The sequence below is a fragment of the Bradyrhizobium sp. 44 genome (assembly GCF_023073095.1).
Taxonomy (GTDB): domain Bacteria; phylum Pseudomonadota; class Alphaproteobacteria; order Rhizobiales; family Xanthobacteraceae; genus Bradyrhizobium.
In genome coordinates this window covers 765,001-778,813 of the sequence record NZ_JADPIY010000008.1, presented here as the reverse complement: position 1 = coordinate 778,813, position 13,813 = coordinate 765,001, and the positions used below count along the sequence as shown (strand labels likewise).

Below are 13,813 nucleotides of genomic sequence, written 5' to 3'. Positions count from 1 at the left end.
GGCCGGTCATCCGGCCGCGGCAGCTTCCTCGATATTCGTGAGAATGCCGCCGCAGATCAGCGTTTCCATATGCTTGATGTATTGCCGGCAAACGTCGTCGGTGACCGGGCCGACGCCGGTCGCGCGCGACATCGCGTGCCGGCCGAAGAACAAATGATCGCAAGCGCCGATCAGGCTGGTGTAGAACAGCACCGGATCGGTGGCGCGGAATTCGCCCTGACTGACGCCTTCGGCGAGCAGGCGGCGATGGAAATCCAGCAGCGGTGCGACGAAGAATTTCGAGACTTCGTCCGCGGAGCCCGCGACGCTCTCGTGCAGCAGATAGTGGATCAGCCGGTTCATGTAGGGAAACCGGTGATAGGCGCGGATGATGCCGCCGATATGCAGCTTCAACTTGGCGGTCGGCGTGATCGGCTGCGCCAGCAGATACTCGAGATTGGACAGTTCCGTCCCCGCGTCGCGCTCGAGCAGCGCCAGCAGCAGGCCGTCCTTGTTGCCGAAGTGATATTTGACCAGCGCGGCGTTGGCACCGGACTTCTGGGCGATGTCGCTCAGCGAAATCTCGATCGAGGAGCGTTCGATCATCAACTCGCTCGCGGCCACGAGCAATTTCTCTGCCGTGGAATTCTTTCCGCTGGGGAGCCGGTTCGGTACGCTGGTGGTCACGGATATCCCCGATTTTGGCGCGAGAGCGGCCGCAGATAAGCCCAAGCAGCGCCTCCCCACAAGAGTTAATTGATCGATTGACTAAACAACCAGTCGCCCCTTAAATCCGCCCGACAACCAACCGTTCAAATAATCCAGGGAGAAACCGACATGGCCGAGGCTTATATCGTCGCCGCCGCGCGTACCGCCGGCGGGCGCAAGGGGGGCCGCCTCGCCGGATGGCATCCGGCCGATCTCGCCGCGAAGGTGCTGGACGAGCTGGTCGACCGCACCAAGGTCGATCCTGCGCTGGTCGAGGATGTGATCATGGGCTGCGTCATGCAGGTCGGCGAGCAATCCAACAACGTCGCGCGCAACGCCATCATGGCCTCGAAACTGCCGGAGAGCGTGCCGGGTACCTCGATCGACCGCCAATGCGGCTCCTCGCAGCAGGCGCTGCACTTCGCAGCCCAGGCCGTGATGTCCGGCGCGATGGACGTGGTGATCGCCGCCGGCGTGGAATCGATGACACGCGTGCCGATGGGCCTGTCGTCGCAGCTTCCCGCTAAGAACGGCTTTGGCAATTACAAGAGCCCGGGTATCGAGCACCGTTATCCAAACATCGTGTTCAGCCAGTTCACCGGCGCCGAAATGATGGCCGAGAAGTACGGCCTGTCGAAGGATGAGCTCGACGAGTATTCCTACAACAGCCATCAGCGCGCGATCGCGGCAACCCAGGCCGGCCACTTCAAAAAGGAGATCGTGCCGCTCGAGATCACCCGCGCCGACGGCTCCAAGGACACCCACCACGTCGACGAGGGCATCCGCTTCGACGCCACGCTCGACGGCATCAAGGGCGTCAAGCTGATCGCCGAGAACGGCAAGCTCTCCGCGGCCAGCGCCAGCCAGATCTGCGACGGCGCCTCCGGCGTGATGGTGGTGAACGAGCGTGGCCTGAAGCAGCTTGGCGTGAAGCCGCTCGCGCGCGTCCATCACATGACCATGATGGGCGGCGATCCCGTGATCATGCTCGATGCTCCGCTGCACGCCACCAAGCGCGCGCTGGAGAAGGCCGGCATGACGATCGACGACATCGACCTGTTCGAGGTCAACGAGGCCTTTGCCTCGGTGCCGACGGGGTGGCTCAAGACCACTGGCGCCGATCCGGAACGTCTCAACGTCAATGGCGGCGCCATCGCGCTCGGCCATCCGCTCGGCGGCTCCGGCACCAAGCTGATGACGACACTGGTGCATGCCCTGCATCAGCGCGGCAAGCGTTACGGGCTCCAGACCATGTGCGAAGGCGGCGGCATGGCGAATGTGACGATCGTGGAGCGGCTGTAAGCTCTCTCGTGTCCCGGACGCGCTGCAGCGTGAAACGCTGCGGCGCAGAGCCGGGACCCATGCCTCACAATGGACCTCAGATCTGCAGCGCACCGCTACGCGCTGCGTTGCGTCCGGGGAACGTTACTCCTAGCCGTGTAAACAGAGACATGACTCACCCCTCCATCCACGCCCGCGCCACGCCCGACAAGATCGCCTATCAGATGGCCGGGACCGGCAAGGCGATCACCTATCGCGAGCTCGACGAGCTTTCGAACCAGGGCGCGCACCTGTTCCGCTCGCTCGGGCTGAAGGCCGGCGACCACATCGCGCTGCTGATGGAGAACCGCCTCGCCTTCATGGAGATCTGCTGGGCGGCGCAACGCAGCGGGCTCTATTACACCGCGATCAGCCGCTATTTGAAGCAGGACGAGATCGACTACATCATCGCCGATTGCGGCGCCAAGGTCGTGATCACCACGCCGAAATGCGCCGACCAGATCAAGGCCCTGATCAAGGGTGCGGCCGGCGAGCCGGTCTTCTACATGATGGACGAGCCGCAAGCCGGCTTCCGCTCCTACGACAAGGAAGCCGCCACGCAGCCGACAACGCCGATCGACGACGAGGTCGCCGGCTATGACATGCTGTATTCATCGGGCACCACCGGCCGGCCCAAGGGCATCAAGAAGGCGTTCGAGGGCAAGCCGATCGACGAGCCGAACGCGTTTCTGCGCGTCCTCTGCGCCAGCATGTGCGGCATGAACGACGAGACCACCTATCTCTCACCGGCGCCGCTCTATCACGCGGCTCCCTTGCGCTTCAACATGATGGCGATCCTGCTCGGCGGCACTTCCATCATCATGGAGCACTTTGACGCCGAAGATTTCCTGAAGCTGGTCGAAAAATACAAGGTGACCCACGCGCAGCTCGTGCCGACCATGTTCGTGCGCATGCTGAAGCTGCCGGACGAGGCCCGCAACCGCTACGACGTCTCGACGCTGAAGGGCGCGATCCACGCCGCCGCGCCCTGCCCGGTCGAGGTCAAGGCCAAGATGATCGAATGGTGGGGGCCGATCCTGATCGAGTATTACGCGGGCTCCGAAGGCAACGGCGTCACCGTCTGCAACTCGAAAGAATGGCTGGAGCACCGCGGCAGCGTCGGCCGCGCCGTGGTCGGCAAGATCAAGATTCTGGACGAGAACGACGAGGAGCAGCCGACGGGCGAGATCGGCACGGTCTATTTCGCCGATGCGCCGGTTTTCACCTATCACAACGATCCCGAGAAGACGAAGAAGGCCTACAACGCAAAAGGCTGGTCGACGCTCGGCGACGTCGGCTATCTCGACAGTGACGGCTTTCTCTTTCTCACCGACCGCAAGTCCTACATGATCATCTCGGGCGGCGTGAACATCTACCCGCAGGAGACCGAGGACGTGCTCATCACCCATCCCGAGGTCGCCGACGTCGCGGTGTTCGGCGTGCCGAACGAGGAGATGGGCGAGGAGGTGAAGGCGGTGGTGCAGCCGCACGATCCGAAGCGCGCGGGCAAGGAGCTCGAGGCCGACCTGATCGCCTACTGCAAGAGCCGGCTCTCGTCGATCAAATGCCCACGCTCGATCGATTTCGAAGCCGAGCTGCCGCGCACGCCGACCGGCAAGCTGGTGAAGCGGCATTTGCGCGACAAATATTGGCCGAAGGCGGCGGTGAAGATCTAGCCCGCGGCGTCATCGCCTCAATCAAACAAGCTCGGCGTGTGGTTCACCAGCGCGCCTTCGATCTCCAGCATCTTCAGCTTGGTCACCACGCCGCCATTGGCGGAGAAGCCGCCGGGCTTGTTGCCGGCCGCCAGCACGCGATGGCAGGGCACGACGATCGGGCACGGGTTGCGGCCGAGCGCCTGGCCGACGTCGCGCGACAGCTCGACACCGCCGAGTCGCTTGGCGATGTCGCCATAGGTGACGGTCTTGCCCGGCGGAATGGCGCGGGCGATCGCGTAGACGCCGCGGTTGAAGTCGGGCACGCCGTCGAGATCGAGCGGGATGTCGGTAAGGTCATCCGGCTCGCCCGCGAGCAGTTTTGTGATGCGGTCGATCGCCTGCTGCACTTCGACGGTCGGTTCGGCTTCGCTGGCGTCGGCATGGCGCTGGCTGATGCGGGTGCGGATCTTCTGCTCGCCGCCCATCGGCAGTTGCGTGCCATTGATGCCGCGCGGACCCCAGGCAATGGCGCACAGGCCGATCTTGCTATCGAACAGGGCAAAATGCTGGTCGGTCATGGTTTGGTCCCTGGCTTGCGTTCCCTCGCATGCCCCCAATGTGAACTGAGCTCAAATCTAGGCTTGGAAATAGTTGCGATCCACCCGGTTTCCGGGAATCTTGCACAGGAGTTCCGCCCCTGTTCGCGAGCCCAGAATGCAAAGCCTCCACGTCAACGGATACGACATGCCCTATCTCGACGTGGGCGAAGACCGGGACCGGCCGCCGCTGGTCTGCGTGCATGGTTCGCTCAACGATTTCCGTGTCTGGGGCTGCGTGCTCGGGCCGCTGTCGCAGCGGCACCGGCTGATCTGCGTCAGCCTGCGGCACTTCTTCCCGGCGCAATGGGATGGCGTCGGCGACACCTATTCGATCGCCCAGCATGTCGAGGACGTCATCGCCTTCATCGAGGAACTCGACCTCGGTCCGGTCGATTTGATGGGCCATTCCCGCGGCGGGCACATCTGCTTCCGCGTGGCGCAGCGGCGGCCGGAGCTGCTCCGGCGGCTGGTGTTGGCCGAGCCCGGCGGCGAACTCGATGCGAGCCTCGATCCTGATTATGCCGGCGGTCCCTCGCCGCTGCTGGCGCGGTTCACGGCCTCGGCCGAGAAGATCGCGGCCGGCGACATTGACGGCGGCCTTGCCGTCTTCGTCGACACGCTTGAAGGCGCCGGCACTTGGCCGCGGCTGCCGGCGCTGGTGAAGCAGAATCTGCGCGACAACGCTTTCACGCTGATCGGCCAGGTCCGCGACAACCGCCCGCCATTCTCGAAGGCGGACGCGCAGTCCATTACGATGCCGACGCTGTTCATCCTGGGCGCACGGACCAAGGGCCTGCTGCCGAAAGTGCTGCATGCGCTCGCCGCGCATGTGCCGTATTCCAAGACGGCGGTCATCCCGAACGCAACGCATCCGATGTTCGAGCAGGCGCCGCAGAAATACTCCGAAGTGGTGCTGGATTTTCTGGCGGGCTGATCATGCAGACATTTCGCGTCAACGATTACGACATGGCCTATCTCGAAGTGGGACGAGGCCCGCCGCTGGTCTGCGTGCACGGCACGCTCGGCGATTTCCGCACCTGGTATTCCGTGCTCGGCCCGCTGTCGAAATCCCATCGCGTGATCTCGGTCAGCCTGCGGCATTTCTTTCCCGAGCACTGGGATGCCGTCGGCGACGATTACAAGATGGCCCAGCACGTCGCTGACGTGATCGCCTTCATCGAGCAGGTCGAACCCGCGCCGGTCGATCTGATGGGCCATTCGCGCGGCGGCCACATCGCGTTTCGCGTGGCGCAGTCGCGGCCGGATCTGTTGCGCAAACTGGTGCTGGCCGAGCCCGGCGGCGATCTCGATGCCAGCCTGCCGGTGCCCGCAGGCACGCCCGCGCATCCGCCGCTGGCGGCGCGCACGGCGCGCTCGGTCGAGATGATCCGCGCCGGCGACATCGAGAGCGCGCTGCAGAACTTCTACGAAGGCATCGAAGGCGACGGCACATGGCGGCGCGTGCCGGCGGCGGCGAAGCAGCAATTGCGCGACAACGCGATCACCTTCCTCGGCCAGATCAACGAGCAGCGCAGGCCCTACACGCTCGCGGACGCGCAGGCGATCAGGACCCCGACGCTGCTGATCGGCGGCGGCGCGACGACGGGGAGCCTGTCGGTGATGTGGCGCGTGCTGGCCGAGCACATCGCGGGGGCTAAGACGGCCGTGATCCCCAATGCCGGGCACTGGATGTTCGAGCAGGCGCCGCTGGAGTTCGGCGAGGCGGTGAACGCGTTCCTGGCGGAGTAGGCGGCCTCACATCTCTTTTCCTTGAAAACAACCCCATGCACAGTAGCCGAGCCCAGCAATATCAATGGCTTGGCGAATCGCAAAAACGAGGTCGGACGCCGCATTGGCCGCGCTTGACGCCCTTATCCTCTCGCCGTATCTTCGAATACGGAATTCCGTATCCCTGTCATCATCCTCGGAGCTGCCGGCGTGATCCCTCTCGACCCGCTTCCGAACCTGATCGACCAGGTCTATGCGCGGATCCTGGAGGCGATCTCCGACCGCACGCTGCAGCCCGGCCAGCGCATCCGGCAGAACGAGCTCGCCGACAGGCTCGGGGTGTCGCGCCAGCCGGTGTCGCATGCGCTGCACCTATTGCACCGGCAGGGACTCGTCGCCGAAAGCGGCCGGCGCGGCTTTGAAGTCACCCAGCTCGATCCCGCACGCATCCGCCAGCTCTACGAGGTGCGCGGCGCGATCGATGCGCTGGCGGCACGGCTTGCAGGGGAGCGCGCTGCAAGCGATGCGGCGGGACGCGCGCGGCTGGAGGCGGCGCTCGCCGCCGGGCGCGGGATCGATGGCAAGACCACGCTCGCCGAGCTGATCGCGCTCGACGTCGAGTTTCATCGCGCGATCTATCGGCTCGCCGGCAATCCCGTGATCGAAGAGACGATTACACCGCAATGGCCGCATATGCGCCGCTCGATGGCGACGGTGCTGTCCGAGCTCGATTATCGCGGCAGTGCCTGGGCCGAGCATGCCGACATTGCCGGACACATTTTCGGAGGCGATGCGAAGGCGGCCGAACGTGCGGCGCTTGCGCACGCGCAGACGGCTGGACGGATGACCGAGGAGAGATTGAGGGCGACGGAAGAGGCGGCGGCGTAGCAGCCACCACCGCCAAAGACTTGGATGGCCGGGTCAAGCCCGGCCATGACGAGCGATAACAAAAATTAAAACAGGAGGATGCGCCGTGAAACTGTCCCAGGAGCAATTGGAGTTCTTCCACCGCGAGGGCTGGCTGTTCCTGCCCGAATTGTTCAGTCCGGAGGAGGTCGATCTCCTCGCGCGCGAGGCGGTCGCAATCTATGACGCGAACCGCCCCGAGGTCTGGCGCGAGAAGAGCGGTGCGCCGCGCACCGCCTTTGCCGCGCATCTCTACAACGAGGCGTTCGGCATTCTGGGTGCGCATCCGCGCATGATCGACCCGGTCGAGCAGCTGTTCGGCGAGCAGGTCTACATGCACCAGTTCAAGATCAACGCAAAATCCGCCTTCACCGGCGACGTCTGGCAATGGCACCAGGATTACGGCACGTGGAAGCGCGACGACGGCATGCCAGAGCCGCGCGCGATGAACATCGCGATCTTCCTCGACGAGGTGATGCCGATCAACGGCCCGCTGATGCTGGTGCCGCAGAGCCAGAACGCCGGCGACCTCAAGGCCTCGCACGACCTCGCGACGACCTCCTATCCGCTGTGGACGCTGGACGAGGAGACCGTGACGCGCCTCGTCAAGCAGGGCGGCATCGTGGCGCCGACCGGCAAGCCGGGCGGCATGCTGATGTTCCACGGCAATCTCGTGCATGGCTCGGCGGGCAACATCACGCCCTACCCGCGCAAGATCGTGTACCTGACGCTGAACGCGGTTTCGAATTACATCCGCACCCCGACGCGGCCGGAGTACATCGCGCATCGCGATTTTGCGCCGATCAAGACGGTGAAGGACGACGCGCTGGTCCGGCTCGCCCGTGCGCCGCGGCAGGCGGCGGAGTAGACTTACTCGCAAAACATCCTCGGTCGTCGTGGCCGGGCTTGTCCCGCCTGCGCGGCCGAAGCCGCTTCGGCGACGCAAAGGCCCGGGGATCCACGCCTTGAGACGACCGCTGCCGGCAAGACGTGGATGGCCGGGTCAGGCCCGGCCATGACGATCTGATAGAAACACGCCCCTCACCAATTTCTGCCTCGCAGGACCATCCCCATGAACCTCTTCCGCCTCCTCCAGGCCCGCGCTTCCGCCGGCAAGCCCGTCCGTGTGGCGCTGATCGGCGCCGGTAAATTCGGCTCGATGTTCCTGGCGCAGGTGCCGCACACGCCGGGACTGGAGGTGCCCATCATCGTCGACATCGATCGCGACCGCGCGCGCGAGGCCTGCCGCACAGTGGGATGGGACGCGGCGCGGATCGCCGCCACTGTCTTCACCGATGACGGCGCGCGCGCGATTGCCGGCGGCGCGATGGACGTGGTGGTGGAGGCGACCGGCAATCCGGCCGCCGGCATCAAGCACGCCCGTGCGGCGATCGCGGCCGGCAAGCATATCGTGATGGTCAATGTCGAGGCCGACGTGCTCGCGGGTCCGCTGCTCGCCGAGGAAGCCCGCAAGGCGGGCGTGGTCTATTCGCTCGCCTATGGCGACCAGCCCGCGCTGACCGCGGAGATGGTGGATTGGGCTCGCGCCACCGGTTTTCACGTGGTTGCCGCCGGAAAGGGCACAAAATACCTGCCGGCCTATCACGACGTGACGCCTGACGGCGTCTGGCAGCATTACGGGTTGACCGCGGGCGAGGCGCAATCGGCCGGGATGAATCCCCAGATGTTCAACTCCTTCCTCGACGGCACCAAATCGGCGATCGAGATGGCCGCGATTGCGAACGCCTGCGGACTAGACGTGCCTGCGGAGGGCCTGCTGTTTCCACCCTGCGGCGTCGACGACCTCCCGCATATCATGCGGCCGCGCAGCAAGGGCGGCGTGCTGGAGCGATCGGGCGTCGTGGAAGTGGTCTCCTCGCTTGAGCGCGACGGAAGGCCGGTGTTTCGCGATCTGCGCTGGGGCGTTTACGTCGTGCTCGAGGCGCCGAACGACTACGCGGCCGACTGCTTCAGGCAGTACGGCCTGAAGACCGACGGCAGCGGACGGTACGCGGCGATGTACAAGCCGTACCATCTGATCGGCCTCGAGCTGAACATCTCGGTCTTGTCGGCAGCCCTGCGGGGCGAGCCGACCGGGCAGCCCCATGGTTTCCGCGGCGACGTCGCCGCCGTGGCAAAACGCAATCTGCGCGCCGGCGAGATGCTGGACGGCGAAGGCGGCTACACGGTGTGGGGCAAGCTGGTGCCGGCGGCCGCGAGCCTCAAGGCCGGCGCGTTGCCGATCGGGCTGGCGCATCGGCTGAAGCTGAAGCACGACGTCGGCCATGGCGAGATCGTGCGCTGGAGCGATGTCGAGTTCGACGCAGACAACGAGACGGTGAAGACGCGGAAGGCAATGGAAGCGGCGTTCGCAAGCGCAGATCAGGCCGCGCGTTCATAAATCGAAATTGGTGGATCAAAGCTTATGGGGGCAGCCCGTCAACGTGTCATGTATAAAACACTACAAAAAACACTGCCACGATGAAAAGCAGTTCGATGCTGGAAACGATTTTGTCAACTGCCCCAGGCTTTTTGGAAACGCCGTCTGGCCCTTTGCCCAAACCATAGCGCAGCCGCCGCAAGCCCGATGAAAAGGCAAAGGCCGGTTAAGAACGTCCACATGATCTTCTCGCCACGCACCGTAACAGTGCACCGATCCGCGCATTGTTTTCAAGGACTCAGTATCCGAACGGACGCAGGGTAAGCCTGTTCAAAAAAAGTCCACAATGGGTCAATCGCGTTGGTTTCGAGCTCAGCCGCAAACTTCCGGTCAGCCCCTGTGAACTGACATGTAGCTGCCCCACGTCAACGGAAGCGATGGGCCAATCAGCGACATTGGCAGGCCCGCGCGGCCCACCTACTGCGACGTCTACTGGTTTTCACCAAGGTGCTTACGGAAAAAACCAATCATCTCAGCGTGAAGCTGTTGATGAAAATCGTTGCGGTTGAAACCCGGCGCATCGGTGCAAGCCGTCGGATTACCCTGCACTTCCTTCGGGCTGCAGGTGGCAAGGAAAGAGAAGTGTTTGGCGTTTGTTACGAAGTGATAATCCAGCATCGGAAGCCGTTGTTTGACCGCTGCCGCACAGCATCCAGACAGGCCGTCAGCGTTTTGGGCGACGTCGGAACTCCACAACTGCACCGGGACCGCTACTTCCTTCAGGTCCTTCTCTGGGAACACAAATGCCGGATATGGATCAACGATGACAGCGGCCCTCACGCGCGGATCGGACGTGACTGGCTGACTAGGTGCCTCACCGCTTTCAAGCTGCTTACAGGCCAACAGGCTGGACGTCGCGCAATTGGGCAGGCCCTTTCGCAAATCGGGATTACCACCGACGACAGCAAGACCCGTATAGCCGCCAAACGAAAATCCGTAGAGACCAATACGCCGAGCGTCGATGCGCGCCGCGTCGGGCCAACTATCGAGCATGTAGTCAATCAGCCGCTTAATGTCCGCAGGCCGCTCCACCAGCACAGAAAGGCTATCGGTACGGCTAGTGTCGCGCCAAGTGTCACCGGGATGATTGAGCGCAGCGACGACAAAGCCCGCGTCGGCCAAGGCCGCCGCAGTGTCATGGTGGCCGCCGAACCATCCTCGCCTGCCGTGCGATATCACGATGAGGGGAAGCTTTTCGCCTGTCACTGCGCATCCGGGGACTGCGAGGAAAATGGCGCCACGGGCATCCAGTTCTCGCGGGGTCTCCGCACAAGGTGTCCAAACAAGCAGCCTGATCCCCGGTCCCGCCCCGTCAGCAGGAATGTCAAAATTTTTGACCCCCGCCGCGTTCGCCACCGCCAGTTCAAGGAAGAAATAGAGAGCAGACAATAAAATAACGCGACGCATTCTTGGCTCCGCGCGGGCAGAGGACCTTCACAATGGCTAGTTGAACCAGCCGATTATGTCGCCTTCGGGTCACAAACTGACTTGGGCAACCATCCCCGACATATCGGCTTTGGTTCTGCCTCAAGGCAGCAGCCGCTCTTGCTTCGCCTGCCTGAACCACTTCCGGAACATATCCTCGGTATCCATCATCTCGGTGAAGCCGGCGCGGTTGATCTTCACGGTCGAGACGATCGAGGGCGGACCGGATTCGGTCTGGCCGTAGCGCAGGCTGTAGTCGGCGTATTGGAACGAGAGGCCGACGAATTCGGCCAACGCAGGCGATGCAAGGTCGTGCTTGCGGCGCAACGCGTCCCAGGGAGCGACCCAGCTCGGGAATTCCCTCGCGAGCGACAGCGGGACCGGCCTGCCCGGCTTCATCTCCAGCGCGTCGGCGACCGCAGGCCAGATGTTCTCCCAGGTGAAGACGTCGCCATTGGTCACGTTGAAGGCCTCGTTCCGCGCGGCCTCGGCCTCGCCCGACCAGGCAATGGCGCGGGCGAGGAGATCGACATCGACGGCCTGCCCCACCCGCGGGGCGCCGCCGGGGTAATCGAGCGGTCTGCCCTGCTCGCGCAGCATCGCGGCATAGACGCCGAGCGGCGGGATCAAATCCATGGCGCCGCCCATGGCGAGGCCGACGATCAGCACCGGCCGCAGAATGCTCCAATGCCAGCTCTTGCCGGTCTGGAGGTCGCGCAAGAAGTTTTCCTGCGCCCAGTAGAAGTTGGGCTGCTCGTACATTTCGGAGCGGCCTTCGCGGGCCGGCACGGTCAAGGGGCGAACGTGGACGCCGTAAGCCTTTGTGCCCTGCAACAGGGCGACATGCCTGAGGCCGGGCGCCACAGGCTCAAGTGCATCCATCAGATTGCGCAGCATCAAATCGTTGGTCTTGATCTGCTGCGGGTCGCGCCAGCCGTCGACGAGCTGCGGCGCCTCGTAGAGCGCGGCGTAGATCAGATGCGTTGCGCCGCTCAGTTCCGAGGCGGCGCGCTCGCAATCCGCTGCACTGGTCAGGTCGATCGGGACATGACGGGCACCGTAGAGGTCGCGCGGCTTCCGCCGGGACAGGGCAATCACATCGCACCCTCCCGCCAGGCCGAAGTGTCGCAACGCGGCATTGCCGACGAGACCGCTCGCTCCGGCGACCACGACTTTCTTGCCCGTCATGCGCGAGCCTCCCTGGTTTTGGCGCGACTGAATAGCAGATCGCGTGCAGGCCCGACTTGCGTCAGGCCGGTGTTCGCAGCTGCGAGGCGCCGATGAGGCTTGATTCCGGCGAAGCGCCCGGTCATCCTCGCGCGCGGAACCGCAACGATCGGAATTCCATCTCCCGGTGCCCGCAAGGGCCGTTCGGAAACGCCACAACGTCTCAACAGAAAACGTCGAGCGTCGACGAAGACAAGACGACACCAAGATCGTTCCCCAGGTCGAAGCATCGACTTAACGGAGGGAAGCGCATGGAACGTCGTAAATTCCTGACGGCAGGCGGATTGGGCCTGGCCGCGAGTGCCGTCGCTGCGCCGGCGATCGCGCAGTCGATGCCCGAGATCAAATGGCGATATGCCGCGAGCTGGCCGAAGGCGCTCGATACGCTCTACGGCGGCTGCGAGTATTTCGCCAAGCGCGTCGCCGAGATCACGGACAATCGATTCCAGATCCAGGCATTCGCCGCCGGTGAGATCGTGCCGGGCCTGCAGGTGCTCGACGCCGTCGCCAACGGCACGGTCGAGATGGGCAACACCGCGCTGTACTATTATTGGGGCAAGAACCCCGCCTTCACGTTCGGCACGTCGCTGCCGTTCGGCTTGAACACGCGCCAGCACATTTCGTGGCTGCAGTGGGGCGGCGGCCAGGACCTGATCAACAATCTGCTGAAGGAATACAACTCCATCGGCATTCCGACCGGGTCGACCGGCGCGCAGATGGGCGGCTGGTTCCGGAAGGAGATCAAATCGATCGACGATCTCAAGGGACTGAAATTCCGGGTCGGCGGTTTTGCCGGCACGATCATCGCCAAGGTCGGCGGCGTGCCGCAGCAGATCGCGGCGGGCGACATCTATCCCGCGCTGGAGAAGGGCACGCTCGATGCCGCCGAATGGGTCGGACCCTACGACGACGAGAAGCTCGGCTTCGTGAAGGTTGCGAAGTACTATTACTATCCGGGTTGGTGGGAAGGCACCGGCCAGGGTCACAACATCATCAATCTCGACAAGTGGAACACGCTGCCGAAGCACTACCAGGCCGCGGTCGATGCCGCGTCGCGCGATACCTTCACCTGGGTGACTGGCAAATACGACTACGTCAATCCGCCGGCGCTGAAGCGTCTGCTGGTGGCCGGCGCGATCCTGAAACCGTTCCCGCAGGAAGTTCTCGAAAGCTGCTACGGCGCGGCCAACGAGATCTACGCCGATCTCGCCAAGACCAACCCGCATTTCGGCAAGATGTATGCGAGCCTCACGGCTTTCCGCAGTGAATCGCTGGCCTGGATGCAGGTCGCCGAGCTGAGCTTCGACAGCTTCATGATGCGGATGCGGACGCGGACGTGAGGCGCTGAGCGGCGCGTAAGGCAGAAACGACGAAAGCCCCGGAGATGTCTCCGGGGCTTTTTATTGGGCGCTGATGGCGGGTTAAGCGAAAGATCGCGTCACCAAAGGTGTCATCGCCCGGCTTGACCGGGCGATCCGGTATCCAGAGACCCGCGTTACAGAGCTCGCTCTCACCGCATCCGCCGCGGCGTACTGGATGCCCCGGTCAAGCCGGGGCACGACAGCAGTGAGAGTTGCGTCCTCAATTCTGATCGTCACCGAGCGCCGCGACCAGCTTGTCGTAGTACTTCGCGACGAGCTCGATGTTGGCCTTGTTCTCGACCTGCGGCGCAGGCGTCTTCAGCGCTTCATTGAGCTCGTCGAGCGCTTCCTTCTTGTCCTTGGTTGGCATCTTCTTGTCGGCCTGGACCTGCGCGATCTGCGCCTTGATCACGGCTTCGGTGCCGACATATTTCTTGGTCGCGGGATCGAAGCCGCCGAGCA

At 63.9% G+C, this 13,813-nt stretch carries 13 protein-coding genes (1 of these 13 cut by a window edge); 8 read left to right on the top strand and 5 right to left on the bottom strand.

All coding sequences use genetic code 11. From position 1 onward, the window contains the following. Positions 1 to 6: 6 nt before the first annotated feature. Positions 7 to 666 (bottom strand): TetR family transcriptional regulator, encoded by a 660-nt coding sequence (locus IVB41_RS05735; protein ID WP_027514106.1) that lies wholly within the window; start codon positions 664 to 666, stop codon positions 7 to 9. A 150-nt stretch (positions 667 to 816) separates the two neighbouring features. On the opposite strand from IVB41_RS05735, the gene IVB41_RS05730 reads away from it, so the two are divergent. Beyond that, positions 817 to 1,989 carry an acetyl-CoA C-acetyltransferase gene (locus tag IVB41_RS05730; RefSeq protein ID WP_247404274.1) on the top strand — a complete coding sequence of 391 codons (1,173 nt, stop codon included), beginning with the start codon at positions 817 to 819 and terminating at the stop codon, positions 1,987 to 1,989. A gap of 149 nt (positions 1,990 to 2,138) precedes the next feature. Beyond that, positions 2,139 to 3,683: an acyl-CoA synthetase gene (locus IVB41_RS05725; protein WP_247427701.1), complete on the top strand. Its 1,545-nt coding sequence runs from the start codon at positions 2,139 to 2,141 to the stop codon at positions 3,681 to 3,683. Positions 3,684 to 3,700: 17 nt separating this feature from the next. Here IVB41_RS05725 and IVB41_RS05720 read toward each other — a convergent pair whose 3' ends face one another. After that, on the bottom strand, positions 3,701 to 4,243 hold the full coding sequence (locus tag IVB41_RS05720) for a methylated-DNA--[protein]-cysteine S-methyltransferase (protein WP_247427698.1): 543 nt from the start codon (positions 4,241 to 4,243) through the stop codon (positions 3,701 to 3,703). Positions 4,244 to 4,379: 136 nt separating this feature from the next. Here IVB41_RS05720 and IVB41_RS05715 point away from each other — a divergent pair, with 136 nt between their 5' ends. From IVB41_RS05715 to IVB41_RS05695, 5 genes are all read left to right on the top strand, one after another. After that, complete coding sequence (locus tag IVB41_RS05715) at positions 4,380 to 5,198, top strand: alpha/beta fold hydrolase (protein WP_247427695.1); 819 nt, start codon at positions 4,380 to 4,382, stop codon at positions 5,196 to 5,198. 2 nt (positions 5,199 to 5,200) lie between these two features. Next, positions 5,201 to 6,013, top strand: a complete 813-nt coding sequence (locus IVB41_RS05710) for an alpha/beta fold hydrolase (protein WP_247427692.1) — start codon at positions 5,201 to 5,203, stop codon at positions 6,011 to 6,013. 189 nt (positions 6,014 to 6,202) lie between these two features. Next, positions 6,203 to 6,880 carry a GntR family transcriptional regulator gene (locus IVB41_RS05705; RefSeq protein ID WP_247427689.1) on the top strand — a complete coding sequence of 226 codons (678 nt, stop codon included), beginning with the start codon at positions 6,203 to 6,205 and terminating at the stop codon, positions 6,878 to 6,880. Between the two features lie 85 nt (positions 6,881 to 6,965). Continuing rightward, entirely contained in the window at positions 6,966 to 7,766 is an 801-nt protein-coding gene (locus IVB41_RS05700) for a phytanoyl-CoA dioxygenase family protein (RefSeq protein ID WP_247290141.1), read from the top strand. Positions 7,767 to 7,970: 204 nt separating this feature from the next. Further along, complete coding sequence (locus IVB41_RS05695; protein ID WP_247427686.1) at positions 7,971 to 9,299, top strand: NAD(P)H-dependent oxidoreductase; 1,329 nt, start codon at positions 7,971 to 7,973, stop codon at positions 9,297 to 9,299. 468 nt (positions 9,300 to 9,767) lie between these two features. On the opposite strand, the gene IVB41_RS05690 is transcribed toward IVB41_RS05695, so the two are convergent. Both IVB41_RS05690 and IVB41_RS05685 read right to left on the bottom strand, forming a co-directional pair. Next, entirely contained in the window at positions 9,768 to 10,745 is a 978-nt protein-coding gene (locus IVB41_RS05690; RefSeq protein WP_247427683.1) for a prolyl oligopeptidase family serine peptidase, read from the bottom strand. 120 nt (positions 10,746 to 10,865) lie between these two features. Further along, positions 10,866 to 11,951: an NAD-dependent epimerase/dehydratase family protein gene (locus tag IVB41_RS05685; RefSeq protein WP_247427680.1), complete on the bottom strand. Its 1,086-nt coding sequence runs from the start codon at positions 11,949 to 11,951 to the stop codon at positions 10,866 to 10,868. Between the two features lie 290 nt (positions 11,952 to 12,241). Between IVB41_RS05685 and IVB41_RS05680 the strand changes: the two genes are divergently transcribed. Beyond that, the gene (locus IVB41_RS05680) at positions 12,242 to 13,330 is read left to right on the top strand and encodes a TRAP transporter substrate-binding protein (protein ID WP_027565590.1); all 1,089 of its coding nucleotides are present in this window, start codon (positions 12,242 to 12,244) and stop codon (positions 13,328 to 13,330) included. 241 nt (positions 13,331 to 13,571) lie between these two features. Here the strand turns inward: IVB41_RS05680 and IVB41_RS05675 are convergent, their stop codons facing one another. Beyond that, positions 13,572 to 13,813: the end of a hypothetical protein gene (locus IVB41_RS05675; protein ID WP_247427676.1), read on the bottom strand. The gene runs 349 nt beyond the window's last position; 242 of the gene's 591 nt are visible here — the last part of the coding sequence; its start codon lies beyond the right edge, outside the window; the stop codon is at positions 13,572 to 13,574.